This window comes from Hymenobacter saemangeumensis, from assembly GCF_039541835.1.
In the GTDB taxonomy this organism is placed as follows: domain Bacteria; phylum Bacteroidota; class Bacteroidia; order Cytophagales; family Hymenobacteraceae; genus Hymenobacter; species Hymenobacter saemangeumensis.
Map to the genome: position 1 here is coordinate 140685 of NZ_BAABGZ010000081.1, position 26658 is coordinate 167342.

Consider the following 26658-nt stretch of genomic DNA (forward strand, 5'->3'; position numbering starts at 1 on the left):
ATGACGTTCTTTTTTGCCTCCACACCCCCTCACTTCATTACCTCATCACCTTCTCACATCAGCACATCAAAACATCAGCACATCACCCCATTATTCTTCGCTACTTTGCTGCCTCAACCGTTGGCCGCACTTCGCGTACAATCTTTCTGAGGCCACAGCTGGCCGGCTTTTTTCCCACCCAATGCAACCTGACGCTTCTGCCCCTGGGCCCGCCGACAACCGGCCCCCATCCGACACCCCGCTGGTGGGAATTATCATGGGCTCGAAATCTGACCTGACCATCATGTCGGCCGCCGCCGATGCCCTGCAGCAGTTCGGTATCCCCTATGAGCTGACGCTGGTGTCGCCGCACCGCACGCCCCACCGCATGGTGGAATACGCCGAGGGGGCGCGCAAGCGCGGGCTGCGGGTCATCATCGCCGGTGGGGGCGGGGCAGCCCACCTGCCGGGCATGGTCGCCGCCTTTACCACCTTGCCGGTTATTGGCGTGCCCATCAACTCGCCTACCTCCATTCAGGGCCTCGACTCCATTCTGAGCATGCTGCAGATGCCCAACGGCGTGCCCGTGGCCACGGTGGCCGTCGATGGCGCGCTGAACGCTGCCGTGCTGGCTACCCAGATTCTGGCCATCAGCAACGCCCGCCTGATGGATGCGCTGGAAAAGTACCGTACCTCCCTCAAGGACCGCACCATGCGCACCATTGAGGAGCTGCGCAAGGGTGGTTTTCAGGACGATGTGTAAACCTTGCCTTTCTGCGCCATGTCTGTTCTTGCCTCCGTTCTGCTAGATATTGGCCACTGGGTAGTGTGGGTGATGGGCAGCGCGGGCCTGCTGGGCACGGTGCTGCCGCTCTGGCCCCAAACCTACTGGTGGATACGCGTGTGCGACTTTCCGCGCCTGCAGATTGTGGCCATTCTGGCCCTGGCGCTGGGCGCCACGCTGGCCATGCCGCAGCCGCACACCTTTATGCAGAGCTTCTTCACCGCGAGCACCGCCGTGGCGTTGGTGTATCAGTTCAGCCGCATCTGGCCCTACACGCCCCTGCACCGCAAGCAGGTGGCTGATGCCACCCGTCCCGATGACGACGAGGACTACCACATCAGCCTGCTGGTGACCAACGTGCTGATGTACAACCGCGACGCCTCGCGCTGCCTGGGCCACATCCGCCATTACCGGCCCGACGTGGTGCTGGCCGTCGAAACCGACGACTGGTGGCTCAGCCAGCTGAAGGGCATTGAGGAAACCCATCCCTATACCTGCCACGCCCCGCTGCCCAACACCTACGGCATGCTGGTGTTCTCGAGGCTGCCGCTCGAAAACGCGCAGATTCGCTACATCCTCGACCCCGAAATACCTTCTTTCCACGGCTGCGCGGTGCTGCCCAGCGGCGTGCGCGTGACCATGCACTTCCTGCACCCCAAGCCCCCGGCGCCGCAGGAGTCCAAAACCAGCACCCGCCGCGATGCCGAGCTGCTGGTGGTGGGCCGCATCATTCAGCACCACGACGGCCCCACCATCGTGGCCGGCGACCTGAACGACGTGGCCTGGTCGCACACCTCCGAGCTGTTCCGCCGCCTTTCCCGGCTGCTCGACCCCCGCATCGGCCGCGGGCTGCTGCCCACCTTCCACGCCGACTACCGCCTGCTGCGCTGGCCTCTCGACCACGTGTTTCACTCTTCGCACTTCCGCCTGCAGGAAATCAAGCGCCTCACCCACATCGGCTCCGACCATTACCCCATCTACATCCGCCTCAGCTACGAGCCCAACGGCTGGCAGGAGCAGGAAGCCCAGCTGGAGCAGCCCGATGAGGAAGACCACGAGGAGGCCACCGAGAAAATTCAGGAAGGCATTGAGGAAGCCGACGAGGAAAACACCCAGCGCACCACGCGCTAGCCTTACTTTAAGTTAAAGCGGAGAGGCTATTAGAACGTCATGCTGAGCGAAGTCGAAGCATCTCTACCACGAGCGTAAATCCAATCAATATGGAATTGCTGCTGCGGGTAAGATGCTTCAACTACGCTCAGCGTGATGTTCTAACGACATTCTACCAGCTTTACTCGCTGCCTTCGCCCTGATATAAAAACGCCATCTGCTTTTGGCTTACTCCCGGCGGCACCCGGCACATAACTGCGTCGCGCATGGCCGTAAGCACCGGGCTTTCGAGCTGCCCCAGCTTGCCCAGCTGCCAGGACTGATTGACGATGCGCGTGGTGCGGGGCCGGCGGCGGGCATCGAATGCCTGGAAGGCGGCTACCACATCTGCCTCAGCCTGCAGGCAGCTGGCCAGGGCTAGCGCATCTTCCACGGCCTGCCCGGCGCCCTGGCCCATGTTGGGCGTGGTGGCGTGGGCCGCGTCGCCCAGCAGCAGCACGCGCCCGAATGCAAAACGGGGGAGGGGCTTGATATCCAGGATGTCGTTCCACAGCAGCTGATTATCGTGGGTGAGGGCCAGGAGCTGGTCGACCGGGGCGGGCAGGGGCGCAAACTGCCGGCGTAGGTCGGCCACGGTAAAGGCGCGGAACTTCGGGTTGGCAGCCGTGGGGCTGTTAACGCAGGCAAACCAGTACACCTGGCCGTTGGCCAGGGGCACATAGCCGAAGCGCCCGGCTTTGCCGCCCCAGATTTCACTGGACCGGCCGGCCGGCAAGCGCAGGCTACTGCCATCAACCACGGCCCGCCAGCAGGTGTAGCCGGCGTAGCGCGGCGTGCTGGCCGGTAGCAGCTGCAGCCGCACCCGGGAACGCAGGCCATCGGCTGCCAGCAGGGCTTCGGCCGCTTCAGTGCTGCCATCGGCGAAGTGTGCCGTTACGGCATGCGGTTCGGCCGTGAAGTGGGTGAAGGCGCGGCCAAGCTGCACGGTGCCCGGCGGCAGTGAGTGCAGCAATACCTGCTGCAGGGCGGCCCGGTGTATGGCCAGGTTGTCGACTTCCAGGCGCTGGGTGAAGGCGGCAGTGTCGGCCTGGGTAAGGACCTGCCCGTGCCGGCCCAGCAGGGCCAGGCTGGTAACCGGGTGGCCGTGCCTGCGCACGGCATCATGCAGGCCCAGCCGGCGCAGGGCCTGCATGGCATTGGCCCCCAGCACCACGCCGGCTCCTACTTCCCGCAGGGCCTGGGCGGCCTCATACACCCGCACGGTATGCCCCAGCTTTAACAAAGCCTGGGCAGTAGTGAGCCCGCCGATACCGGCGCCAATAATGGTAAAATGCATGCTGTTTTGCGGAAAGAAGGGAATCCTCGCCGCAAAAGTAGGCCACTCAACTGGAGCCATGCCTGGGCTTTTCAGAGCTTGGTGCCCACCAGCGCTACCGGCTCGAAGTCGCCCGGCTGGAAGCTGCGTCCGCTGGCGCTTAGGTAAGTGGGCCGAATCAGTAGCTGCAGGCGCTGCTGGCCTTCGGTTAGATTGGCCAGGCCGGCGGCAAAGCTCAGGGGCGTAGCGCCCCCGGTTAGCTTGGGCGCCACGTTTAGGTCGATGGCGACGGGCAGGGTAATAATGGTGTTGGCTTCTACCGGCGTGCTGGCCCCGGTGCTGCCCGTGGCCAGGGGCTGCCCGTCCAGCATCACCTGGTAGTCGAGCTGCTGCAGCTGTACGGCTTCGCGGGTGGGGTTGCGGGCGAAGATGCGCGTACGCAGCTTCAGGGGCAGGTTTCCGCTTTGCAGGGCCTGCTGCAGCGTGGCCTGCTGCTGGGCGCTCAAGTCGTTGGCCTGCTGTACAAAGAGGATGTCCTGACCCCCAAGTCGGGCTTCGTCCAGCCGGTTCATGCGGTACTGCAGCTGGTTATAAGCACGCAGCTCGTCCCGGCTCAGGTCCTGGGTGCTGCTGCTGGGCTGGCTGCCGGGCGCTTCCTTTACCCGCTCGCTCACACTGCAGGCACTGGCCATCAGCAGCCCAAAAGCCAGGCAGCAGGCCCGACGGATGTTGAATAAGTTGCTCATAACAGGGAGGATAAATGGCGGAGCAGCAAGAAATGATGTGCTTAAAGTTGCGCTTACGCGAACGGCACGAGAAGGGCTACAACAAGGGCAGTTACAGCCGCTCACTGGCAGTGGAGCGGGGGCCGTAAAGCTAGCCGCCCACCAGCCGCAGCCCGAGCCAAAGACCCAGGCAGATAACCCCTAGCACAATGATGCGCACGCCGTGGGCCCGGTCGCGCGCCGAGTAGCCCGGCACCTGCCGGCCATCGGGCAAGGTTTTCTGGTAGTGCCACAGCGACCAGCCAATGCCCAGCCCGAACAGGCCGCCCAGCAGGGCCAGCACGTAGCCGGCTGCAATCCAGGCCGTGGGGCTGGGGCTGGGCGCGGCCAGGGCCTGAAGGTGCCGCGCCTGCAGGTCCTGAATGGTGGCCTCGCTCACGGTTTCGCCGCGCTCGCGCAGCAGCCAGCGGGCCAGGCGCACGTCGTGGCTGCTCCAGGCGGCGGGCTGGCTCAGCAGCTCCCACAGCTCAGCATTGCTGAAGCCGAACAGGTAGTAGTCGGCCGGCAGCTCAGCCAGGCCCAACTCGGCCTGCTGCTCTTCCAGCTCACGCGCCCGCGTGAAGTCTTCCGGCCGCAGGCTCACCACAAACTGCTCGGCCGACGTGGTGCCCAGCACGGCGCTGAAGCGGGGCGGCGTGTAGTGGGTTTTGTGCACAATGCCCTGCTGCTCCAGCAAGCCCAGCAAGGGCTCGGCCAGGGCGGGCGAAGGAAAAACCTGGTAGCGCAGAAAGTCGCTCATGGGCTAGCTAATCAATCCGGCAAGGACTGGCGAAGGATGGGCCGCTGTTGGTTTGTAGCGCGGAATTTCATTCCGCAGCTGCGTCCCTTGTATCGCGGAGTAAAATGCCGCGCCACTGCCCTAATCGGCTCGCAGCACCTTCACTGCAAACAGCAGCACGAACATAAAAATGCCCAGCACCAGAATGCGCAGACCATGCACGCGGTCGGTGGCCGGGAAAGCATACACCCGGTGGCCGTTGGATAATGTTTTGCGGTGCCAGTAGAGGTGGGCCCCGATGAAGATGCCGATGAAGCCGCCCAGCAGGGCTGTGCCGTAGCCCAGCAGTATCTGAGTCTGGTTGTTGTCGTCGGCCTTGGTTTGCTCGCGCAGGCGGTTCTGGCGCAGCAGCCGGATGGTGTCGGGGCTTACGTCGCGGCCCCGCTGCTTGAGCAGCTGCCCGGCCAGGCTCACGTCGAGGTTGCTCCACTCGTCGGGCTTGGTTAGGATGTCAATCAGCTCCTCGTCGCTGAAGCGGAACAGGTAATGGTCGGGGCTGAGCTGCTGCAGGGCATTGCCGTGGGCTTCCTGCTCCAGCTGCCGTACCCACTCCACGTCGCCGGGGTGCAGCTTCACCACGAAGCGGGTAAACGAGGCGTTATTCGCAAAGGATGGGTCGAAGGACGCCTGCCCCGTATCCAGGCTGGTTTCGAAGGGAATTTCGCGCTCGCGCAGCATAGCGAGCAGGGGCTCGGCAGCGGCTTCGGCAGGGTAGGACTGGTAGGGGGCGAAGTCGCTCATGGGAAATCGACGCCGGATGTGAAAGCAGGCGCAAGGTGTTGCCGGCAAAGGAAAACAAAAAGGCCGGAAGCAATGCCTCCGGCCTTTCACATGGTTGAATCAACCTGATTCAACCTCTTTCAGTCTTGTGGCTTATTTGCCGTCTACTTCTTCGTAGTCCACGTCGGTCACGTGGTCGCCCTGGGGCTGGCCGTTGCCGCCCTGGGGCTGGCCATCGCCGCCGGGGAAGCCCCCGCCGGGCTGGCCGGCCGCGTCGCCGGCACCACCGGCGGCGTACATCTCCTGCGAGGCAGCCTGCCAGGCGGCGTTGATTGCGGCCATGGCCGTGTCAATCTGGCCGAGGTCCTTGCTGGCGTGCGCGGTGCGCAGGTCGTTCAGGGCATTCTCAATGGCCGTCTTGTTGCCGCCGCTGAGCTTGTCGCCGTACTCCTTCAGCTGCTTTTCGGTCTGGAAAATCATGCTGTCGGCGTCGTTCACCTTCTTGATGCGCTCGGCTTCGGCCTTGTCGGCTTCGGCGTTGGAGGCGGCTTCCTGGCGCATGCGCTCGATGTCGGCGTCGGACAGGCCGCTGCTGGCTTCGATGCGGATTTTCTGCTCCTTGCCGGTGCCCTTGTCCTTGGCCGTCACGTGCAGGATGCCGTTGGCGTCGATGTCGAAGGTCACTTCAATCTGCGGCACGCCACGGGGCGCGGGCGGAATGGAGTCGAGGTGGAACTTGCCGATGGTGCGGTTCTGGCTGGCCAGCGGACGCTCGCCCTGCAGCACGTGGATTTCCACGCTGGGCTGGTTGTCCGAGGCCGTCGAGAAGGTTTCCGACTTCTTGGTGGGAATGGTCGTGTTCGACTCGATGAGCTTGGTCATTACGCCGCCCATGGTCTCGATGCCCAGCGAGAGCGGGGTCACGTCGAGCAGCAGCACGTCCTTCACCTCACCCGTCAATACGCCGCCCTGGATAGCGGCGCCGATGGCTACCACTTCGTCGGGGTTCACGCCTTTCGAAGGCTTCTTGCCGAAGAACTTCTCCACTTCCTCCTGGATGCGGGGAATGCGGGTCGAGCCGCCCACAAGGATAACCTCGTCGATGTCGGAGGTGCTCAGGCCGGCGTCCTGCAGGGCTTTCTTGCAGGGCTCCATCGAGCGGCGCACCAGCTCGTCGGCCAGCTGCTCAAACTTGGCGCGGCTCAGCTTCACCACCAGGTGCTTGGGGCCGGAGGCCGTGGCGGTGATGTAGGGCAGGTTTACTTCGGTCTCGTTCGAGCTCGACAGCTCGACCTTGGCTTTTTCAGCGGCTTCTTTCAGGCGCTGCAGGGCCATGGGGTCGTTGCGCAGGTCCAGGCCTTCGTTGTCGGCCTTGAACTGGTCGGCCAGGAAGTTGATGATAACCTGGTCGAAGTCGTCGCCGCCGAGGTGGGTGTCGCCGTTGGTGCTCAACACTTCGAACACGCCATCACCCAGCTCAAGGATGGAGATGTCGAACGTACCGCCGCCGAGGTCATACACGGCGATTTTCTGGTCTTTGTGCTTCTTGTCGAGGCCGTAGGCCAGGGCCGCGGCCGTGGGCTCGTTGATGATGCGCTTCACGTCGAGGCCAGCGATGGCACCGGCTTCCTTGGTAGCCTGGCGCTGGGCGTCGTTGAAGTAAGCGGGCACCGTGATAACGGCTTCCGTTACGGGCTGGCCGAGGTAATCCTCAGCTGTTTGCTTCATTTTCTGGAGCACCATGGCCGAAATCTCCTGGGGCGTGTACTGGCGGTCGCCAATCTTCACGCCCACGGTGTTGTTCGAGCCGCTGCCGAGGTCGTACGCTACGTACTTGCTCTCAGCCGATACTTCCGAGAAGTTGCGGCCCATGAAGCGCTTGATGCTGGCGATGGTGTTTTTGGGGTTGGTTACGGCCTGGCGCTTGGCGGGGTCGCCCACTTTGCGCTCGCCCTTGCCCCCGTCGAGGAACGCGACGATGCTGGGGGTGGTGCGGCGGCCTTCGCTGTTCGGAATCACAACGGGTTCGTTGCCTTCCATCACGGCCACGCACGAGTTGGTGGTGCCGAGGTCAATGCCGATGATTTTGCCCATGGTAGGGTGTTGGTTAGTATGGTGGAGTGTCAGGTCAAAGCAGCCTTTGCAGGCGCTACCCGGGTATTACAAGCAGCGTACCAGCGTGGAATTGGTGACAGATTGTCACCGATTGAGTGGCAGGCGTGAGTTTTTGCGCCGGGCTGGCGGAGTTTATTGTAAGGCGACTGAATATTCCTGACAGGTGTGCAGGAAAGCCAATAAACTAAAGAAAGCAATAAGCCCTACATAAGAGGCGTTAACCCTTTCTCTAATTATACTAATGCCAGACTACTTCGTCTTATTCACTAGGTTTACCTTTTTTGTGGCGTTACCCACAGTAGCTGTAGGCTTATGTGCCTTGCCTTGGATAAGGCGAAGAGGATTTTCGAAGTGGGCAATGGCAATGCTGATAGGCTTTAGTGCCACGCTTATAGCGTTTACAGCCGGCCAGTATGTGGCTTTTTTATCTACACGTTTATGAACGTAGAATGAAGGAGACAGACAAAAAAGCCGCAGTTTTGGTAGCAAGCGTTGTCCTATTTTTGATGTTTTGCCTAGGCGTACTTTTAGCAGGGGAGTCCTATAATCCGTTCGACCCATACGCTGACACCGAATTTGCCTCAGACTATACACCGGAGAAGTTTCGAGCTGTGAAGGTTGGAATGACGCTTGGGCAAGTGAGGGAAATCGTTGGAGAGCCTTTATTTTCATTCCGGGATTCCACGTCAGGCTTACTGCTTAGCATAGAATACCACTATACAAACGATGGCTACCTGCGCCGACGAACCGACAAAAGCTTTGTATTAGTAAGTGATTTAGCTTGGTACCGGTCCGGAGTGACTTTTAATGCCGATAGCATCGTCTGTCAGGTCGATTCCGGCTGGTCGTATGATTAATTGAGCGCATTAGACCTGCTGTATTCATTGAGTAGGCTGTTAAAAAAGATTGTGATTTTTAAAATTCTGTTGCTTCGTAAGCAAATACTTCCCTAATTGCCGCCCTCAAGCCTCAAAGCACCCACATGACCCTGTTCCAGAATAATAACTTCCTCAATAACTCGAATAATCAATTCGGGACTGGAAGGCTATTGTTCAGGAAAAGGAAATGATGAACAATAATTCAATTGAATAGCCTTCCGTGACTCGGAAGGCTTTTTTTTTACCCTTCCCCGCCAAAACCCATTCACGGAAATAAAAAACTCCTCGCCAGGAGCTGGCTCCCTATTGCCCAAACTCAAGCAAACACATTTCAACCAATAACCCCAATTCACAACATGAAGACACTTTCTTCCCCCCTTGCCCGGCCCACGGCGGCCGAGCTGCTGGCCACCGAAACGGCCATTTCCTTTGTCAAAGACAGCTTTGCCCGTGAGCTGGTCCGGCGCCTGCACCTGGTCAAGGTATCCTCGCCCATTGCCGTGCTCGACGGCACCGGCATCAACGACGACCTGAACGGCACGGAGCGCCCCGTAGGCTTCCCCATCAAGGCCTTGGACGAGCAGCGGGCCGTGGTGGTGCACTCCCTGGCCAAGTGGAAGCGCCTGCGCCTGCGGGAGCTGGGCATCGCCGCCGGCCGCGGCCTGCTCACCGACATGCGCGCCCTGCGCCCCGACGAAGACTACAGTCCCATCCACTCCATCTACGTCGACCAGTGGGACTGGGAAAAGCACATGCTGCCCGAGCAGCGCAGCATTTCCTATCTAAAAGAAACCGTAGAAACCATCTACGAGGCCCTGAAAAGCACCGAGCAGCAGGTAGGCGAAGAGTTTGGCATCGTGCCAGTGCTGCCGACTAGCATCACCTTCATCCACGCCGAAGACCTGCTGCGGCGCTACCCCACGCTCACGCCCAAGCAGCGCGAGCACGAAGCCGCCCGCGAGTACGGCGCCGTATTCCTGATGGGCATCGGCGGCGAGCTCAGCCACGGCGAAATCCACGACGGCCGCGCCCCCGACTACGACGACTGGAGCAGCGAAAACGAAGACGGGCACCGCGGCCTCAACGGCGACATCCTACTCTGGAACCCGGTGCTGCAAACCTCCTTCGAGGTTTCGTCCATGGGTATCCGGGTAGATAAAGTGGCCCTGGCCCGGCAGCTGGCCCTGCGCGGCTGCCCCGAGCGGCAGGAGCTGGCTTTCCACCGCTTGCTGCTGGCCGACGAGCTGCCGCAGAGCATAGGCGGCGGCATCGGGCAGTCGCGGGTGTGCATGTTTATGCTGCGCAAGGCCCACATCGGCGAGGTGCAGGTGAGCATCTGGCCCGAGGCCGTGCGCGAGGAGATGGTGGGAGCGGGGGTGGGGCTGCTGTAAGCCCCACCCCCGGCCCCTTCCCTCCGGGGGAGGGGAGCCTGACGATAATACCATATTTGCAAATACAAAAAAGCCCGTTGAGATTAATCAACGGGCTTTTTCGTGGCAGTAGCCAGCCAGGAATTAAATCGAATAGGGAAAAAGTAGAGGCTTGAAGTATACGTCAGACTCCCCTCCCTTTTGGGGAAGGGCTGGGCGTGGGGTTTGCTCCCGGCTTTGCCCCGGCGCTGCCCAGCTTGCGGTTGGCCGGGTTCTTGGTGGCCGAGAACTTGGCCTTGATTTTCCGCGACTCCTCCGGGGTGAGCTCGCGCCACTGGCCGGGGCCCAGCTCGCCCAGCTGCAGCTCGTCGATACTGGCGCGGATGAGGCGCAGGCAGGGCAGGCCCACGGCGGCGCACATCTTGCGCACCTGCCGGTTCATGCCCTGGGAGATGCGGATTTCCAGCCAGCTGGTCGGGATGCTGGCCCGGTAGCGGATGGGCGTGCTGCGCGCCCACAGCGCGGCCGGCTCGGGGATTTCGGCAGCCTGGCCGGGCAAGGTTTTCCCTTCCTTGATGACGACGCCGCGGCGCAGCTTTTCCAACGCTTCCTCCGTTATGGTGCCTTCCACCTGGGCCCAGTAGGTTTTGAATACCTTGAACTTGGGGTCGCTCAGGCGGTGCTGCAGGCCTTTGTCGTCGGTGAGCAGCAGCAGGCCCTCGCTGTCGAAGTCGAGCCGGCCCACGGGGTAGATGCCCGGCAGGGGTACGAAGTCCTTGAGCGTGGCGCGGCCATGCTCGTCGGTAAACTGGGTGAGAACTTCGTAGGGCTTGTTGAGCAGGATGTAGCGCATGGGAAGGGAGTTATGAGTTATGAGTTATGAGTTATGAGTTGTTCGTGCCGTAGGGTGGTCAAATAATTCATAATTCATAACTCATACTCGCCTATTGCCGCCACCAGGCGGTGGTAGGCAGCGGGCCGGCGCCCAAAGTTACGGGCTCGCCCAGGCGCGGGGTGGCCAGGGGCAGGTGCTGACGCATGGCCTCGGCGCTGGCCCGCTCCACGGGCTCGTTCCAGGGGTGGAAGGCCTCGGTGAAGGCGCCCCAGTGCACGGGCAGCATCACCCGGGCTTTCACGTCGACGGCCGCCTGCACGCTTTGTTCGGGCATCATGTGAATCTGGGCCCAGTCGGCGTTGTACTGCCCGCACTCCATTAGGGCCAGGTCGAAGGGGCCGTAGGTGGCGCCGATGCTGGCGAAGTGGGGCCCATAGCCGCCGTCGCCGCTGTAGAATACCCGCTTAGCGGGCGACTGCACCACCCAGGAGCTCCACAGCGTGGAGTTGCGGTTGGTAAGGCCGCGACCCGAGAAGTGGCGGCTGGGCGTGCAGGTGATGGTGAGGCCCGGCAGCTGGGCCTGCTCGCCCCAGTTCATCTCCTGAATGCGCTCCGGGGCTACGCCCCAGGCCCGCAGGTGCGGCCCAATGCCCAGGGGCACGAAGAACTTGCCCACCTTGTCTTTGAGGAGGCGGATGGTTTTGTAGTCGAGGTGGTCGTAGTGGTCGTGGGAAATCATCACCGCCGCGATAGTGGGCAGCTGCTCGGGGCGGATGGCCAGGGCGGGGTTGTAGCGGTTGGGCGTAAGCCAGGTCACGGGGCCCATCTCCACGCTCAGCATGGGGTCGAACAGGAGGTTTTGTCCGGCTATCTCCACCAGGCTGGCCGAGTGCCCGAACCAGGTAACGCGCAGCAGCTCCGGCGTTTTGCGGGTGATGCTGAGCGAGTCCAGGGGCAGGGTTGGCAGGGGGCCGGGCGGCGCCACGTTGGGGGCTTTCTTAAACAAGAACTTCCACAGCATGCCCAGCATGTTGCCTCCGGTAGAAACGGAGGTGGGCACCAGGTTTACGAATTCGCCGTCCTGATAATGGCCCGATTTGGCGTAGGCTGCCTTGTCGGCCTTGCTGGGCTTGCCGCCAAACTCGGAGCCGAAGCTGGTGAATGCCACGGCGCCGAGCAGCACGGCGCCGATGATGCTGCTCGTTGTCAAGAGAAAGGTCTTTAAGGGTTTTCGCATTCTGTAAGAGTTAAAAGTGAAGAGTTAAAAGGGGGCTGGTTTTAACTCTTCACTTTTAACTTTTAACTGATTCACGCGCCAGCGCCACAATGTCGCGCACTTCCAGCACAGGCTTGGGGTAGCCGTTTTGTACGGCAGCAATCATGGCCTGGCCTACTTCCTGCATGGTGGAGATGAAAGCCGGGGCCAGCACGCGGGCTACGGGGTAGAGCCAGCCCACGTATTTGTACATGCTCAGCACCCGCTGCTGCCCGGCCATAGGCTTCATAAAGCCGGGTCGGAACATGTAAGCGTGGCGGAAGGGCAGCTTCAGCAGGTCGTTTTCGGTGCGGCCCTTCACGCGGGCCCAGTGCTGCCGGCTTTGCTCGCGGCTGTCGGTGCCCGCGCCGGTCACGTAGGTAAAGCTCAGGCCGGGGTTGAGGCGCAGCAGGGTGTGGGCCACGTACAGCGTCAGGTCGTGGGTGATGCGCTCGTACTCGGCCTGGCTGATGCCCAGAGAGGAGACGCCGGCACAGAAAAAGCAGGCGTTGTAGCTCCGCAGCTGGTCTTCGACAGCCGACAAATCCTGCAAGTCCGATACCAGCACCTCCTTCATCTTGGAATGGCGGATGCCGCTGGGTCGGCGGCTCAGGCTTAGTACGGCTTCCACAGCCGGGTTTTGCAGGCATTCGAGCAGCACGCCTTCGCCTACCATGCCGGTGGCGCCGGTAATAATAACCTTTAAGCTCATGCGAGGATGAAGTGAGTTATCAGCAAGGACGCGCCAGGCGGTGTTCTACTTTAGCTAGCCGCGAATTATTTGCTGAAATCGGCCTTTGCGACGCGCAAACGCACCTACCAAGGCCCGTTGCGGAGCAGTAAGCGAATAACCATTCAGCGTAGTAGAGACGCAACATCTTGCGTCTCATCGTTGAACGACCTGTTTGAGCATAAGCTATTCTAACGGCGCATTCCCGGAGACGCAAAATGTTGCGTCTCTACGTCGTTCTTATACCGTTTGGTTTGTGTAATAGGCTTATCATCAGTGATATTACTGTGTTCTCTGAAAAAAGCAGGGGGCCGAAGCGCTGCGCTTCGGCCCCCTGCTTGTTCAGCTTATACGAAAGGCTTTACACGCTGCCCGAATACTTACGTACGGCCCATTCCACCGTCAGGAAGCCAAGAATCAGGAAAAACAGCCATTTAAGGTTGATTAAGTCCTTGAGGTCTTCCTCGGCCGTGATTACGGGCTTGAAGTTGGCCTGCAGCAAGTCCTGGGTAAGCTTGTCGAATTGACTCGGGTAGTAGAGGCGGCCGCCGCTGCGGCGCGAGAGCTGGGCCAGCAGGTTGTGGTCGGCGCGGCTTTCCAGCGCTTCCAGGGGCTGTTCCTGCACCAGTATCTCGCCGGCGTCCTGCTGGGCCTGGCCGCCCAGGGTGGCTTTGGCCTCGTAGCGATAGAGGCCGGCCGGCAGCGGGCCCAGGTGCAGGGGCGAGCCGTCTTCGGCGTTGGCGAAGCTGAAGCGCCGCGTGTTCTTCTTCTCGTCGGTGAGCGTGAGGTTGATTTGCTGGTTGTAGAGGCGCTCAAACACCGCGTTGTAGGTTTCGGCGCCCAGCGTCACGTCGTCCTGGGTGCCAAAAGCATCCTGGGTCGGGTACACGTCAAGGCGCTTCTTGTTGGCATTCTGCGTCAGCAGCTGCAGGGTGCGGATGATGAGCCGGTCGTAGGCTTCGGGCCGGTCGTCGTGCTCCACGGCTTCCTGCAGGCGCCACTGCCAGCTGCCCTCGGTGAGCAGGGTGGCCTGCCGCCGCTCGGCGGTGCCGCCGAATACCAGCAGGGGCTTCTGGGTGGGCAGGCGGCCCACCTGCTGCCAGAGGGCGGCCTCAGCGCCGGCGCCCAGGCGCAGGTCGCCGAAAGGTACGGGGGTGGGCGGGTAGGCCGCGAAGCGGCGGGCCGACTCCTCATCGGTGGCGAAGCGGGCAAACCCGGGGTTGGGCAGGGGCGTCACCTCATCGGTCTGGGAGCCGCGGGGCTGAATGGTGAGGCCGGTGCCCAGCTGGTTGAAGGCCCCCAGGTTGGTTTGGGCGCCGATGACGAACAGGGCCGGCACCTTGCGGGCCTGCACCTGGGCCAGGATGTCGTCGCCCAGCCCGCCCTGGGCCGGCAGCTGGTGCAGAATGGCCACGTCGAAGTCGGCGCCGGCTTTCAGCGGCGTCACGCCGGGCAGGGCCAGGGTCAGGTCGAAGTTGTCGTTGGCCAGAATGGCCGCCCGCAGCGCCTTGATGTCGGGGTGAGGAGCCGCGCCGGCCAGCAGCACCCGCAGCTTGCCTTTCACAATCTCGATAAAGGCTGTGCGGGCGTTGTTGAGGGGCGTAAACTCGCCCGGCTGGGGCAGTATGCGCACTTCGTAGCGGCGCTTGCCCGGCGCAGGTGCCGTAAGCTGAAAGGTGGTGCGCACCCGGCGGCGGTCGGCGGGCAGGGCCACGCGGCGCGACTCCAGCACGCGGCCAGCTTCGCGCAGCTCCACAGTGGCCGTGCTACCCGCATAGCCCTCGAAGCCAAATTCGGCCTCAATGGGAAATTTATTGCCGCTAAACGCCACCCGGTTGTAGTTGAGGGCCGAAATGCGCAGGTCTTTCTTGGGAACGGTATCACCCACGGCCACGCTGTATACGGGGAAGCGGTAGTCGGCATACACCGGGCTGCGGCCCTGGTTGACCAGGCCATCGGAGAGCAGCACCACGGCGGCCAGGTTGCGGTCTTCATAGGCTTCCTGGGTGCCGCCCAGCAGCTGGCCCAGGTCGGTAGCCGTTGCGCTGAAGCGCAGCGAGTCGGGCCGGGCGGGGCGGTTGGGAGTGGGGGTGAGGGTGCGGGTTTCTACCTCGAAGCCTTTTTCGCGCAGAGCGGCCGCCAGCCGGGGTAAGCCGCTACGGGCCTGGCTTAGGGCAGGGGCGGGCGTGAACAGCTCCACCGACTGCGAGTTGTCGACGGCCAGCACCACGGTGGGCGCCTCGGTGCGGGTGGTGGTGGTTTTCACAAAGGGCGCGAGCAGCAGGTAGCACAGAAAGCTAACTACGGCAAAGCGCAAGGCCGCCAGGGCATAGTTTAGCGGCCGGCTCCAGGGCGCCTTGGCCGAGTATTGCAGGGCCGCGTAACCGGCTCCTACGAGCAGGCAGAGCGGGATAAACCAGGAAGAATAAGCGGTAGTAAGCAAATGAGAGGCGAAAAGATGCGAGTCGGCTGGCACTAAGACCAACACAGGGAACAGGCAAAAATACTCCCGTAAGGTTGCGCCCGCAGTCGAATGGTTATAATGTAACTTTGAGCAACTGAAATTTAGTTGCATTTGTTGCATGAGCAAGCACGAGAAACTCCTGGCCCGGCTGCTAACTCAGCCTACGGATTTCATCTGGGATGAACTGCTACGCCTGCTGAAGGCGCTGGGCTATGAGGAGCTAAGTGCTGGCAAAACCGGGGGCAGCCGCCGGGCGTTTGTCAATGCCGCTACCAGCGTCATTATCCGGCTGCACAAGCCACATCCCGGCAATATTCTGAAGCAGTATCAGCTCAAGCAAATTATTCAACAACTAAACCTTAACAAACCATGAGCAGCGTTTTGAAGCACGGCGCCTACACGGCCCGCGTTGAATACAGCGCCGAAGACCGGGTGTTTTTTGGCAAGCTGGACGACATCACCGACTTGGTTTCTTTCGAAGGCCGCACCGTGGAAGAGCTGGAAAATGCCTTTGTAGAAGCCGTGGAAGACTACCTGGCATTATGCCAGGCCACCGGGAAGCAGCCCGAGAAGCCCTTCAAAGGCAGCTTTAACGTGCGTATGAACCCGGAGCTGCACCGGCAGGCAGCCCTGGCTTCGCGGGAGCGCAACATGAGTCTGAACCAGCTGGTGGTAGAGGCCGTGCGGCGGTTTGTGTAAAAACAGCAGCGCGTTTACCGCTGTAAAGCCGTCACCAATTCCGGGCTGTTGAAGATGCTGACCGGCGAAATTACGGGTTCACTCAGCGGCAACTGCCGGCCGTACCGCTCGCGCAGCTTGGCCTGCACAGCCGGGTGGCTCAGGTCGAAGTCTTTCAGCTGCTGCAAGGTGCCCAGGCGGCGGCCCAGGCCTCGCTCGTACACCTTCCAGATAAGCTCCGAGCAGTAAATCCGGTCGTCGGTCCAGCCAAAGGCCAGGTCGTAGTGGTGGCTCCAGGGCGACTTGGTGGCCAGCTGTATGGCCTGGCTCTGGGCTGATAGGGAGGTGTGGAATATCAGGTCGCCGTCGCGGAGCTGGCTGGCAGTTTGGGTAGCAGCGGCTTCAGCGGCCTGCTGGCTCTGGAAGCGCAGCAGGCGCGGGTAGGCCGCCAGGGCCAGGGCGGCCAGTAGCAGGAAGGGGAGGAGGAGCCAGCGGTTCATTGTTCGGATTTGTACAGGTCAGCTCAAGCGCACATCTTTGGCTCTTTAGCAAATAGACGCTTAAATTCCTGTCATGCCAAACGCTGCTTCTTTTTGGGTTGGAATGCTCGTCATTGCTGGCTCGGCGTGTGAGCCGGCCGCCAAACCTGGTACGCAAGCAGAGGCTCCCGTATCAGCAGCGCCTCAAGCCGACACCAGCCAGGCTCAGCCCGTTCCTACTGGTGCGGTTTCCCAACCGCAGCCGGCAGTTGACTACGAAGCCAGCGCGCGCGCTCATGCCGATTCGCTCTGGGCCTTGGGGCCGGTTCTGGCGCAGGCCGATACCACGGTTGAGGCTGAGCATTTCCGGCGGGGCGACCTCAACGGTGATGGCTCCGACGACTACCTGGTATTGGCGCGGGGCAAGCGTCCGTGCGACGAAGAAGGCGAAAACTCCTTCTGCCGCACGGTATTCATCGTTCTCAATGACAAAACAGCGGGCTTGCGCGTAGCAGCGGCCAATGCAGGCTTGGTTCAATGTTCAGACTGCGGCAGCATGGCCGTAGGCGACCCGTTTCAAGGCTTTTCTATCAAAGGACGCAACTTTTCAATCGAGGAGCTGGGCGGCAACTGCGAAAAAATCGCAACTACAATCACCTTCCGTTACCATCCTGACCGGCAGGATTGGCTGTTGCAGGCCAGAGACACCTTCATATACTCCTGCAAGGATACTGCGGCCGATGGTGGCCCCAAAACACGCAGTAAGCACGAAGGCCCCCGCAAATTCGGGGTAGTCAGATTTGCTGATGCTGAGGGTGTGCAAGAGCAATAGGCGCGGGCGCGGTTAGCAGGCAGGGGAGGTGCTGGCGGTTTATTCTTCAGCTTCCTCAGAATCCTCTTCTGGCTCGTGCTCTTCCATTTGCCATTTTTCGCTCACCGCTTCCCGCAGTGCGTGCCAGCTATAATTCAGCTGAAATAGCTCGTTAACGGTTGGGTCGCGTTCTACAATTTCTTCCAGCGTTACTATTTTGAGGTCAGCTTCATCATAAGTCGTATCACATAGAAATTGCCAGGTGCCATCAGTTTCGTGCACCACGCGCAGAATTGGCAGTCCTTGTAGAGCCTGGCGAGTAGTGAAAACAGCAACGTTTCTTTCTTCCCAAAACTTGAAGTCAGTATTCCGGTCAAGCAACGGCTGCCCGAACTTCCAGGCTGGGTTGAAACCATCCTCCCAAGGAAAGAGGGCTTGCTTATCCGGCCACACAATTTGCAAGGCCGGAAAATCCCAACCTTTATTGAACCAATAGCCGTAGCCGAAATAGTCTTTATACCAAGCCTTATCCACGGTTAGAAAACGCACATCGTAGTCTCCTAAAAAATCGGGATACCCGATGCTTTGGTCAGGCATGGGCTGCTTATCCAACAGCTCCTTGCCTGACCAAATTACCGAATGCAGCAGGTCGAGGTTTAAACCAAAACAGATAAGCTCTGGATAACCATAAGTTTTGAATAACCCAATGGTGTAAGCAAAGCTGGGCGAATAGCCGTCGCCGTGAAACTGTGCAACATGAAATCCATATTGCTCAACGTCGCTGATGATTTTTTTCTCAGCCTCCGCTTCGTGCGCAGCGTCTTCTTCCGGCGTGGCCATATTCCCTACGTCAGCATCCCGCCATCCACCTGCAGCACCTGCCCGGTGATGTAGGCCGAGTCGTCCGACGCCAGAAACGCGGTGGCTTTGGCCACGTCCTCGGGCCGGCCGCCGCGCTTGAGGGGAATGGCCTTGCGCCACTCGTCTACCTGCTTGGGGTCGAGGGCATCGGTCATCTCGGTTTCGATGAAGCCGGGGGCAATGGCGTTGCAGCGGATGTTGCGCGAGCCCAGCTCCAGGGCTACCGACTTGGTGAAGCCGATAATGCCCGACTTGGAGGCCGCGTAGTTGGCCTGCCCGGCGTTGCCCTTGATGCCTACTACCGAGGTCATATTGATGATGGAGCCCGACTTGGCGCGCATCATGGGCTTGGTGGCAGCCTTGGTCAGGTTGAACACCGACTTCAGGTTCACGTTCAGCACCTGGTCCCACTGCTGCTCGCTCATGCGCATGAGCAGGCCGTCCTGGGTGATGCCGGCGTTGTTGACGAGGACGTCGAGCTTGCCGAAGTCGGCCACCACGTCCTCAATCAGCTTTTCGGCCTGGGCGTAGTCGGAGGCGTCGGAGCGGTAGCCTTTTGCTTTGGAGCCGTGCGCAGAAAGCTCGGCCTCCAGGGCCTGACCTTTTTCGACGGAGGAGAGATAGGTGAAGGCGACATCGGCGCCAAGCTGGGCAAAATGCGCCGCGATGGCGCGGCCAATTCCTTTGGAAGCGCCCGTCACGAGGGCCACTTTTCCGGTGAGTGTGTTGGTCATGGGACGAAGGTAAGTAGCGCGGACTTTCAGTCCGCGCCCCGGAACGACTTTACCGGTGCGGGGACACGGACTGAAAGTCCGCGCTACATCGTTCTACCTTCGTGGTCGACTTATGCTTCACCACGACATCTGTATTCTCGGCGCCGGCCCCGGCGGGGCCACGGCTGCCCTGCACCTGGCCAACGCCGGCCAGCCCTGCCTGTTGCTGGACCGCGCCAGCTTTCCGCGCGATAAAATCTGCGGCGACGCCCTGAGCGGCAAGGTGCAGAGCGAGCTGCGCCGCATCGACGAGACGCTGCCCGACAAGCTGGCCGCCGCGCCCTTCCAAGTGCCCAGCTGGGGCATCGACTTCTTCGCGCCCAACGGCCGCAAGCTCGGCGTGCCCTTCCGCCCGCGGTTCAACAAGGAAACCGACCGCGCCGCCGGGCACGTGGCCAAGCGCCTCGACTTCGACAACTTCCTGGTGGAAGAAGTGCGCCGCCGGCCCGAAATTACTTTCCGCGAAAACGTGGACGTGGCCAGCACCGAGCGCACCGCCGACGGCTGGCGCCTGCTAAGCAAAGACGGGCAGGAGCTGGCTTCCTGCCGCCTGCTGCTGGTGGCCAACGGTGCCCAGTCGGAGTTTGCCCGCAAGGTGGCCGGCCATGCCCTGGAGCCCGACCACAACTGCGCCGGGCTGCGGGCCTACTACAAAAACGTGGGCAGCCTCAGCCCCGACAACTTCATCGAGCTGCACTTCATCCAGGACTTTCTGCCTGGTTACCTGTGGGTGTTTCCGCTGCCCAACGGCGAAGCCAACGTGGGCGTGGGCATGCTGTCGAAAACCGTGGCGAAGAAGAAGGTGAACCTGCGGCAGCGCCTCGACGAGATTCTGCAAACCCACCCCGCACTCAGGGACCGGTTTGCCGGGGCTGAGCGGCAGGGGCCGGTGCGGGGCTTCGGCCTGCCGCTGGGCTCCAAGCGGCGGGCGCTGTCCGGCGCCAATTACCTGCTGCTCGGCGACGCCGGCTCGCTGATTGACCCGTTTAGCGGGGAGGGCATCTCGCACGCCATGGTGAGCGGCCGGCACGCGGCGGTGTGGGCGGGCGAGGCCATCAAAAAAGCCGACTTCTCGCCGGCCTTTTTAAAGAATTACGACAACGCGGTGTATAACCGCCTCTGGCAGGAGCTGCGCCTGAGCCGCGTGATGCAGCGCCTGCTCAACTTCCCCTCGCTGTTCAACTTCGTGGCCAACCGCGCCATCAAAAATCCCACGCTGGCCGAAACGCTGTCCATGATGTTTCTGGACCTGGACCTGCGGGAGCGGCTGCGCAAGCCGGGCTTTTACTTCCGCCTTCTGTTCGGCGACTGAGTTTTACCCTTGCTGGCCCCGCCCTTGGCGGGCTCGGGCTCCTGGCCGCCGTTGCCTACGTAGCGGCGCAGGCTTTTAGCCGCTTCGGGGTTGAGCTCGGCGGCCCGCTCCAGGTCGGCGCGGGCTTCTTTCATGCGGTCGAACGACGCGTAGCTGATGCCGCGGTACTCCCAGGCGTCGGCATAAGCGGAGTCGAGCTGAATGGCCTTGGTGAAGTCGCCCACGGCCGACTTGTACTGAAACATCTGAATCTTGGCCACGCCCCGGCCGAAATACGACTCCTTGTCGTCGGGCCGGTACTTAATGGCGCTGCTGAAGTCGTTGGCGGCCGGCTTATACTGCTTCATCATGAGGCGGTTAACGCCCCGGTTGTAGTAGGCGTCGGGGTTGTTGCGCAGGTAGCGAATGGCCGCCGTGTAGTCGGGCAGCGCTTCCTTGTATTGCTTGAGGTAGCTTTTGGCCTTGGCCCGCTCCAGCAAAGCCCGTGGGTTTTTGGGGTTACGCCCCACTTCTGCTTCCGCGTTGAGCAGCATCTGGCGGTAGTCGGCCGCGGTCATCTTCCGGATTTTTTCCCGCTCGGCTGAGGCTTCTTTGGCCGACGGCGCCAGCGGGTCGGGCTTGTCGGCGGCCAGGGCGGCGGCCACCGCGGCCTCGGAAACTGCGGGGCTGCTGGTGGCAGTGGTCGTGGCCGGGGCCGTTGTGTTGGTAGCGGCCCCGGCCCCTTCGGCCGCGGCCAGAGTAGCATCGCGTGCCGTGGCGGCCGCGCCGGAAGAGTCGGGGCGGGCCGCCGAAGTAGCCGACTCAGCCGCCGGAGCGGTAGCTACCGGCGTGCTGTTATTGGTGGGACGCTCGGTTTCGGTAGTGGACGCGCAGCTGGAAATAAGGGAAAGCAGCCCCAGAAGGCTGGCAGAAAGGCGAAGCAGTGGTTTCATTACAGTTAGGTTCTGAGAGGCTGGCGGCAAGCTGCGCCGTAGCCGGGCTTTATACGGCAACAAGGCAAGAATCGCTGTGCCCCGGATAGGGGCACTCCTGAAAATGCGCAAGCCGGCAGCAGCCGGCATTTGTCGAATTCCTGGCTTGTCCCGCGGCGCAGTGCAGGGCTGCGGCTATCTTTGCCCCCTAATCGCGGGGTGCGCCCGCCGCCCTCGTTTTTTCCTCTTTTACTCAAGAACGTTTTATGGCATTGCAATTTGATTTGGTAGTGGTGGGCAGCGGCCCGGGCGGTTACGTTGCCGCCATCCGGGCCTCGCAGCTGGGGCTGAAAGTGGGCGTTATCGAGCGCGAGTCGCTGGGCGGCATCTGCCTTAACTGGGGCTGTATCCCGACCAAAGCCCTGCTCAAATCGGCCCAGGTGTTTGAATACATGCAGCACGCCCAGGACTACGGCATCACGGTGAAGGACGCCAGCTACGACTTCGGTGCGGTGGTGCAGCGCAGCCGCGGCGTGGCCGACGGCATGAGCAAGGGCGTGACGTTTCTGCTCAAGAAAAACAAGGTGGAGGTGATTTCCGGCACCGGCAAGCTCCTGGCGGCTGGCAAAGTAGAAGTAACCAAGGCCGACGGCGGTAAGGAAACCGTCGAAGCCAAGCACATCATTCTGGCTACCGGGGCCCGCTCGCGCGAGCTGCCGGCTCTGCCCATCGACGGCAAGAAAATCATCGGCTACCGCCAGGCCATGGTGCTGCCGGCCATGCCCAAGCGCATGGTGGTGGTGGGCTCGGGCGCCATCGGCGTCGAGTTTGCCTACTTCTACCGCACCATGGGCGCCGAGGTGACGGTGGTGGAGTTCATGCCCCGCATCGTGCCCGTGGAAGACGAGGAAGTGTCGCGGCAGATGGAGAAGTCCTTCAAGAAAATCGGCATTAACGTGATGACCAGCGCCGAGGTAACCAAGGTGGACACCGCCGGCGAAGGCTGCAAGGTGACCGTAAAAACCGCCAAGGGTGAGCAGCAGCTTGACTGCGACGTGGTGCTGAGCGCCGCCGGCGTCGTGACCAACCTCGAAAACATTGGCCTCGAAGAGCTGGGCATCAAAGTAGAGCGCGGCCGCATCATCGTCGACGACTACTACCAGACCAACGTGCCCGGCATCTACGCCATCGGCGACATCGTGCCCGGCCCCGCCCTGGCCCACGTGGCCTCGGCCGAAGGCATCATCTGCGTGGAGAAAATCGCCGGCCACCACCCCGAGCCCCTCAACTACCAGAACATTCCCGGCTGCACCTACGCTCAGCCCGAAATCGCCAGCGTGGGCATGACGGAAAAGGAAGCCAAGGAAAAAGGCTACGACGTGCTGGTGGGCAAGTTCCCCTTTTCGGCCTCGGGCAAAGCCAGCGCCGCCGGCGCCAAGGACGGCTTCGTGAAGGTCATCTTCGACAAGAAGTACGGCGAGTGGCTGGGCGCCCACATGATTGGCGCCAACGTAACCGAGATGATTGCCGAAGTGGTGGTAGCCCGCAAGCTCGAAACCACCGGCATGGAAATCATTAAGGCCGTGCACCCGCACCCCACCATGAGCGAAGCCGTGATGGAAGCCGCTGCGGCTGCCTACGGCGAGGTGATTCACCTGTAAAGCCCTGCGCACCGCTAATTACACAGAGAGCCCCGGCAGCGAAGCTGTTGGGGTTTTCTTTTTCAAGAATTTATGAAACCTGGGACTGCCTTTTTTGTGCTTCTGCTGAGCGGCCTGCTAGCTGGTTGTGCCTCTCCGAGTGAGGAACGGGCAGTAAATGCGGTGGCTGAGTTATATGGGGGACAGGTAAAGCTCAGCAAGGGCAGCGGCATTTCGACGGATGGGAAAAAACTGCAGGGCAGTTTTCTGGGAATAACTTTGGAAAGCCCCGGGCTGGCCCAGCGCTATGACGACCTGCAGCTCCCCGCCTCTAACTGTGCCCTGCTGGTATACCAAGGCCTGACTGGTAATGAACATGAGCGCTACGACTACTATAAAATAACTGTTGCTGATTCGTCGAGCAGCCACAGTTACTCGTTTGCCAGGGCCGAAGTGGCGCAGGCTGCACAAGCGGCCGGCCTGCTTACTACTATCATGGCCAACATGCAGCAGGAAGACTACGCGGCCGCTGCCCGCACGCTTCATCCCATCGCCCTGCAGGGCCTCAGCCCCGACAGCGTGACGGCTCTGCTGGCCAAGGTCGGGCGTGGGTTGGCTCCTCTGCGTGACTATGACCTGCACGGATACAAAATAGTAAGTGAGCAGGTTTCCGGCCAGCCGCTGGAGTTGGTACAACTCTACCTGTCGGTGCCCGCAACTCCGGAAAGCAGAAGGCTTTTGGTGGTGATTAATCCGCAGGCGGAGGCCAGTACGCCCTTTCTCTACGGCTTTAATCTACTGGATTAGCCCTGGAAGTAGTTGGTTTCGGCTTAGCAGAAGTCCGGGCAAGAGCTGACTGTAATTTTCTGATAACTGAATTGATACTGGGTCTGTGAGTGCAGTTTCGGTTTTGCAAAGTGAAAAATATGCACATTGCTTTGGAGGGGCGGGAAGGCGCGGAGGTTTTATGCAAAAAATGCATAAAACCTCCGGTGGGCGGCCCGTTGGCTATTACAATCTAAATGCATTTATCTCAGTTGGCTGCCGCGTCAACTCCATCAAAGGCACTCAGTTTCGTAAATGGGCCACGCAGGTACTGCGGCAGTACCTGGTACAAGAATATGCTCTGAATGACAAACGCCTGCGCGAGAGTGCCCGGCAGCTGGCCGAACTGAAGCGGCTGGTGCAGCTGCAGGGAGAAGCGGCCGCGAATCAGGAGCTGACTTCTGACGAGTCGGCCGCCTTGCTGCGGGTGCTCGGCGACTACGCCCGCGCCCTCGACGTGCTCGACCAGTACGACCACCAGCGCCTGCAGGTGCGCGGCACCGACGTAGAAATAGGATTTGCGAAACCTCCTTTAACCTAGCGAAACCTTGCGCTATTCTTCCTGCGGCATCCCGGCTACTTTGGGCTTCCTGCTCACCAGCCACACGCCCAGGAAGATGAGCACGGCCTGCCCGGCCTTGCCCCAGGTAAGCTGGTCTTTGCCCAGGCTTACGGCGATGAGCACGGCCAGCACCGGCTGCAGGTAGATGTACACGCCGAGCAGGGCGGGGGAGGCGTACTTCAGGGCCCAGTTGTTGAGCAGGTAAGCCAGAATGGTGAGGCAGATAATCATGTAGGCAACTTCGGCCCAGATATAGGGCGGGAAGCTGCCGTAGTTGGCGGCCAGCACGTCGCGCCAGCCGAAGGGCACGGCAATGAAGGCGCCCACCAGAAAGCTGCGGCCCAGCACCGTGAAGGCGTGGTACTTGCGCATCAAGGGCGTGACGATGACCAGGTAAATGCCGAACACGGTGGCGTTGAGCAGAATGTAGATGTTGCCCCGCGTGGCTTGCGGGTACACCGCCGCCTGCACGTCGCGGCTGAGGATGAGCAGGGCCGCCCCAATCAGGCCCACCAGAATACCCAGCGCCCGCGGTAGGGTTATTTTCTCGCTCAGCAAAAAGACCGAGGCCACCACCACGACAATGGGGGCGAAGGTTTGCAGCAGCGAGGCGTTGATGGGCGAAGTCAGGTTGAGGCCGGAGAAAAACAGCAGCTGGTTGACGCCGATGCCGCAGATGCCGCAGAGAATGGACCGGATGGCGTCGGCCCGGCCTGTGATTTTATCCTGGGGCGCGGCAAAGTATTTGGCCACGGCAAAAAACAGGGTGGCGCCCACAATGCGCAGCGTGACGATGCCGAACGGGCTGAGGTAGTGCGGCATCACGTCTTTCGACAGGCTGTAGTTGGCCGCGTAGATGAGGGAGACGAGAAACAAGGCCGCGTGAACGCGGAGGGCATTGGGCATGGAAGCAGGGCGTAGAAGCGCGACCTTTGGCGTGGCCGAGTCCGGCTGCCGGGCGTTGAGCCGCGTGGGCAGAACCAGTTCCGGCCGGAATCGTTCTGACACGCGGGCGGCAACCGAAGGTCAACAAAGTTAAAGGCCGCGCTACTTCTTATGTCTTCACTCTTCCCCGACGAACCTGCCGCCTTCACCCCGCCGCCCCCGGTGAGCCCCGATGCGCCCCTGGCCGAGCGGCAGCGCCCCCGCACCCTGGCCGACTACGCCGGCCAGACCCACCTGTTGGGCCCCGAGGGCGTGCTACGCCGCTACCTCAACGCCGGCCGTCTGCCCAGCCTCATTCTCTGGGGGCCGCCGGGCGTGGGCAAAACCACCCTGGCCAACCTGCTGGCGGCCGAGCTCAAGCAGCCCTTCGCCGCCCTGAGTGCCATCAACGCGGGGGTAAAGGACGTGCGCGAGGTGATTGACCGGGCCCGGCGGCAGCGCGGCACGGTGCTGTTCATCGACGAGATTCACCGCTTCAGCAAAGCCCAGCAGGATGCCCTGCTGGGAGCCGTGGAGCAGGGCACCGTCACGCTGATTGGCGCCACCACCGAAAATCCCTCCTTTGAGGTGATTCCGGCCTTGCTCTCGCGCTGCCAGGTGTACACGCTGCAGGAGCTGAGCCCGGAGATTCTGCGCGGCCTGGTTGATAAAGCCCTGAGGGAGGACCCCGCCCTGAGCCAGAAGAAGGTGAAGCTGGCCGAAGACCGCGCCCTGATGGCTCTCAGCGGCGGCGATGCCCGCAAGCTGCTCAACCTGCTGGAAATTGTGGTGCAGAGCACGCCGCCCGATAAGAAAGGTGTGGTGCAGGTAACCGATGCGGTAGTGCAGCAGGTGGCTCAGCGCCCCCTGGCCAAGTACGACAAGGGCGGCGAGATGCACTACGACGTCATTTCGGCCTTTATCAAGAGCATGCGCGGCTCCGACCCCAACGCGGCGCTGTATTACCTGGCCGTGATGCTGGAAGGCGGCGAAGACGTGAAGTTTATTGCCCGCCGCATGCTCATCCTGGCCGCCGAAGACATCGGCAACGCCAACCCCAACGCCCTGATGCTGGCCCAGAGCTGCTTCCAGGCCTGCACCGTCATCGGCCTGCCCGAGTCGGACCTGATTCTGGCGCAAACCGTGGTGTACCTAGCCACCTCGCCCAAGAGCAACGCCTCCTACCTGGCCATTCGGGCGGCCCAGGCCGAGGTGCGGGCCCACGGCGTGCACCCCGTGCCGGTGGCTTTGCGCAACGCGCCCACCAAGCTCATGAAGCAGCTGGGCTACGGCGACGAGTACCGCTACTCCCACGACGGCGAAGGCAACTTCCAGGAGCAGGAATTTCTGCCCGAGGCCCTCAAAGGAACCCGCTTCTACGAGCCCGGCCATAACGCCAGCGAGCAGAAAATCCAGGAGCGCCTGCGCTTCTGGTGGGGCGAGAAGTACGGCTATTAATCGCTGATTGCCGCTGATTTATGTGATGACGCTGATTTGTTGGCTTGAGCGGTAGGTGTTCTCAGCTCAGCGAATGTGGCATGTCTTGTTTTACAACTGAGCTCTACTCCTTCAGCAGGCGCAGTGTGAAGCGGGAGCTGCCACCGGCTGCCTGGCCTGCCAGCAGGTACGGGCCGTTGGGCAAGCCGGCCAGGCTTGGCTCGTGGGTCTGGCCACCGGCGAGGGTGTACTGATGCAGCGCCCGGCCCTGGGCATTGCTGAGTGTGATGGTGTGCATCCCGGCACCCGAATGCCGGGTATATAGGC

General features: G+C 61.5%; 27 protein-coding genes. 12 read left to right on the forward strand and 15 right to left on the reverse strand.

Annotation, left to right across the window (positions count from 1 at the left end; translation table 11 throughout):
* Nucleotides 1–256: 256 nt before the first annotated feature.
* Both purE and ABD919_RS22485 read left to right on the forward strand, forming a co-directional pair.
* Nucleotides 257–742, forward strand: a complete 486-nt coding sequence (gene purE, locus ABD919_RS22480; protein ID WP_425556431.1) for a 5-(carboxyamino)imidazole ribonucleotide mutase — start codon at nt 257–259, stop codon at nt 740–742.
* An 18-nt stretch (nt 743–760) separates the two neighbouring features.
* The gene (locus ABD919_RS22485) at nt 761–1894 is read left to right on the forward strand and encodes an endonuclease/exonuclease/phosphatase family protein (RefSeq protein ID WP_345238339.1); all 1134 of its coding nucleotides are present in this window, start codon (nt 761–763) and stop codon (nt 1892–1894) included.
* A 160-nt stretch (nt 1895–2054) separates the two neighbouring features.
* Here ABD919_RS22485 and ABD919_RS22490 read toward each other — a convergent pair whose 3' ends face one another.
* From ABD919_RS22490 to dnaK, 5 genes are all read right to left on the reverse strand, one after another.
* A complete protein-coding gene (locus ABD919_RS22490; protein ID WP_345238340.1) occupies nt 2055–3209 on the reverse strand; it encodes an FAD-dependent monooxygenase in 1155 nt (384 codons plus the stop codon).
* Nucleotides 3210–3280: 71 nt separating this feature from the next.
* Entirely contained in the window at nt 3281–3934 is a 654-nt protein-coding gene (locus ABD919_RS22495; RefSeq protein ID WP_345238341.1) for an LEA type 2 family protein, read from the reverse strand.
* 130 nt (nt 3935–4064) lie between these two features.
* Nucleotides 4065–4712, reverse strand: coding sequence for a hypothetical protein (locus ABD919_RS22500; protein WP_345238342.1), 648 nt, complete (start codon nt 4710–4712; stop codon nt 4065–4067).
* A 120-nt stretch (nt 4713–4832) separates the two neighbouring features.
* On the reverse strand, nt 4833–5492 hold the full coding sequence (locus tag ABD919_RS22505) for a hypothetical protein (protein WP_345238343.1): 660 nt from the start codon (nt 5490–5492) through the stop codon (nt 4833–4835).
* Between the two features lie 132 nt (nt 5493–5624).
* Nucleotides 5625–7565 carry a molecular chaperone DnaK gene (dnaK, locus tag ABD919_RS22510; protein WP_345238344.1) on the reverse strand — a complete coding sequence of 647 codons (1941 nt, stop codon included), beginning with the start codon at nt 7563–7565 and terminating at the stop codon, nt 5625–5627.
* 470 nt (nt 7566–8035) lie between these two features.
* On the opposite strand from dnaK, the gene ABD919_RS22515 reads away from it, so the two are divergent.
* Nucleotides 8036–8443 (forward strand): hypothetical protein, encoded by a 408-nt coding sequence (locus ABD919_RS22515; protein ID WP_345238345.1) that lies wholly within the window; start codon nt 8036–8038, stop codon nt 8441–8443.
* 377 nt (nt 8444–8820) lie between these two features.
* Nucleotides 8821–9855, forward strand: a complete 1035-nt coding sequence (gene asnA / locus ABD919_RS22520; protein WP_345238346.1) for an aspartate--ammonia ligase — start codon at nt 8821–8823, stop codon at nt 9853–9855.
* A 163-nt stretch (nt 9856–10018) separates the two neighbouring features.
* Here asnA and ABD919_RS22525 read toward each other — a convergent pair whose 3' ends face one another.
* The 4 genes from ABD919_RS22525 to ABD919_RS22540 all read right to left on the reverse strand — a co-directional run bounded on the left by ABD919_RS22525 (nt 10019) and on the right by ABD919_RS22540 (nt 15097).
* Complete coding sequence (locus ABD919_RS22525) at nt 10019–10687, reverse strand: pseudouridine synthase (RefSeq protein WP_345238347.1); 669 nt, start codon at nt 10685–10687, stop codon at nt 10019–10021.
* Between the two features lie 91 nt (nt 10688–10778).
* Nucleotides 10779–11906, reverse strand: a complete 1128-nt coding sequence (locus ABD919_RS22530; RefSeq protein ID WP_345238348.1) for an MBL fold metallo-hydrolase — start codon at nt 11904–11906, stop codon at nt 10779–10781.
* Nucleotides 11907–11961: 55 nt separating this feature from the next.
* On the reverse strand, nt 11962–12636 hold the full coding sequence (locus ABD919_RS22535) for an NAD-dependent epimerase/dehydratase family protein (RefSeq protein ID WP_345238349.1): 675 nt from the start codon (nt 12634–12636) through the stop codon (nt 11962–11964).
* A gap of 379 nt (nt 12637–13015) precedes the next feature.
* The gene (locus ABD919_RS22540; RefSeq protein WP_345238350.1) at nt 13016–15097 is read right to left on the reverse strand and encodes a VWA domain-containing protein; all 2082 of its coding nucleotides are present in this window, start codon (nt 15095–15097) and stop codon (nt 13016–13018) included.
* A 139-nt stretch (nt 15098–15236) separates the two neighbouring features.
* Here ABD919_RS22540 and ABD919_RS22545 point away from each other — a divergent pair, with 139 nt between their 5' ends.
* Together ABD919_RS22545 and ABD919_RS22550 are read left to right on the forward strand one after the other, a co-directional pair.
* Nucleotides 15237–15491 carry a type II toxin-antitoxin system HicA family toxin gene (locus ABD919_RS22545; RefSeq protein WP_345238351.1) on the forward strand — a complete coding sequence of 85 codons (255 nt, stop codon included), beginning with the start codon at nt 15237–15239 and terminating at the stop codon, nt 15489–15491.
* Complete coding sequence (locus ABD919_RS22550; RefSeq protein ID WP_345238352.1) at nt 15488–15817, forward strand: type II toxin-antitoxin system HicB family antitoxin; 330 nt, start codon at nt 15488–15490, stop codon at nt 15815–15817. The genes ABD919_RS22545 and ABD919_RS22550 overlap by 4 nt, the downstream gene beginning before the upstream one ends.
* 14 nt (nt 15818–15831) lie before the next feature.
* Here the strand turns inward: ABD919_RS22550 and ABD919_RS22555 are convergent, their stop codons facing one another.
* Nucleotides 15832–16296: a YiiX/YebB-like N1pC/P60 family cysteine hydrolase gene (locus ABD919_RS22555; RefSeq protein ID WP_345238353.1), complete on the reverse strand. Its 465-nt coding sequence runs from the start codon at nt 16294–16296 to the stop codon at nt 15832–15834.
* Nucleotides 16297–16399: 103 nt separating this feature from the next.
* Here ABD919_RS22555 and ABD919_RS22560 point away from each other — a divergent pair, with 103 nt between their 5' ends.
* Nucleotides 16400–17107, forward strand: coding sequence for a hypothetical protein (locus tag ABD919_RS22560; RefSeq protein WP_345238354.1), 708 nt, complete (start codon nt 16400–16402; stop codon nt 17105–17107).
* Between the two features lie 39 nt (nt 17108–17146).
* On the opposite strand, the gene ABD919_RS22565 is transcribed toward ABD919_RS22560, so the two are convergent.
* A complete protein-coding gene (locus ABD919_RS22565; RefSeq protein WP_345238355.1) occupies nt 17147–17926 on the reverse strand; it encodes a DUF4262 domain-containing protein in 780 nt (259 codons plus the stop codon).
* 5 nt (nt 17927–17931) lie between these two features.
* Complete coding sequence (gene fabG, locus ABD919_RS22570; protein ID WP_345238356.1) at nt 17932–18681, reverse strand: 3-oxoacyl-[acyl-carrier-protein] reductase; 750 nt, start codon at nt 18679–18681, stop codon at nt 17932–17934.
* A 112-nt stretch (nt 18682–18793) separates the two neighbouring features.
* Here fabG and ABD919_RS22575 point away from each other — a divergent pair, with 112 nt between their 5' ends.
* The gene (locus ABD919_RS22575) at nt 18794–20032 is read left to right on the forward strand and encodes a geranylgeranyl reductase family protein (protein WP_345238357.1); all 1239 of its coding nucleotides are present in this window, start codon (nt 18794–18796) and stop codon (nt 20030–20032) included.
* On the opposite strand, the gene ABD919_RS22580 is transcribed toward ABD919_RS22575, so the two are convergent.
* Nucleotides 20005–20964 (reverse strand): tetratricopeptide repeat protein, encoded by a 960-nt coding sequence (locus ABD919_RS22580; RefSeq protein WP_345238358.1) that lies wholly within the window; start codon nt 20962–20964, stop codon nt 20005–20007. The two genes, ABD919_RS22575 and ABD919_RS22580, sit on opposite strands and share 28 nt — an antisense overlap.
* Before the next feature lie 245 nt (nt 20965–21209).
* Between ABD919_RS22580 and lpdA the strand changes: the two genes are divergently transcribed.
* From lpdA to rhuM, 3 genes are all read left to right on the forward strand, one after another.
* A complete protein-coding gene (lpdA, locus tag ABD919_RS22585) occupies nt 21210–22604 on the forward strand; it encodes a dihydrolipoyl dehydrogenase (protein ID WP_345238359.1) in 1395 nt (464 codons plus the stop codon).
* A gap of 258 nt (nt 22605–22862) precedes the next feature.
* Complete coding sequence (locus ABD919_RS22590) at nt 22863–23390, forward strand: hypothetical protein (RefSeq protein WP_345238360.1); 528 nt, start codon at nt 22863–22865, stop codon at nt 23388–23390.
* A 169-nt stretch (nt 23391–23559) separates the two neighbouring features.
* On the forward strand, nt 23560–23949 hold the full coding sequence (rhuM, locus tag ABD919_RS22595) for a RhuM family protein (protein WP_345238361.1): 390 nt from the start codon (nt 23560–23562) through the stop codon (nt 23947–23949).
* A gap of 12 nt (nt 23950–23961) precedes the next feature.
* Here rhuM and ABD919_RS22600 read toward each other — a convergent pair whose 3' ends face one another.
* The gene (locus tag ABD919_RS22600) at nt 23962–24876 is read right to left on the reverse strand and encodes a DMT family transporter (RefSeq protein ID WP_345238362.1); all 915 of its coding nucleotides are present in this window, start codon (nt 24874–24876) and stop codon (nt 23962–23964) included.
* Between the two features lie 150 nt (nt 24877–25026).
* On the opposite strand from ABD919_RS22600, the gene ABD919_RS22605 reads away from it, so the two are divergent.
* The gene (locus tag ABD919_RS22605; RefSeq protein WP_345238363.1) at nt 25027–26352 is read left to right on the forward strand and encodes a replication-associated recombination protein A; all 1326 of its coding nucleotides are present in this window, start codon (nt 25027–25029) and stop codon (nt 26350–26352) included.
* Between the two features lie 103 nt (nt 26353–26455).
* On the opposite strand, the gene ABD919_RS22610 is transcribed toward ABD919_RS22605, so the two are convergent.
* Entirely contained in the window at nt 26456–26629 is a 174-nt protein-coding gene (locus ABD919_RS22610; RefSeq protein ID WP_345238364.1) for a hypothetical protein, read from the reverse strand.
* Between the last annotated feature and the right edge of the window lie 29 nt (nt 26630–26658).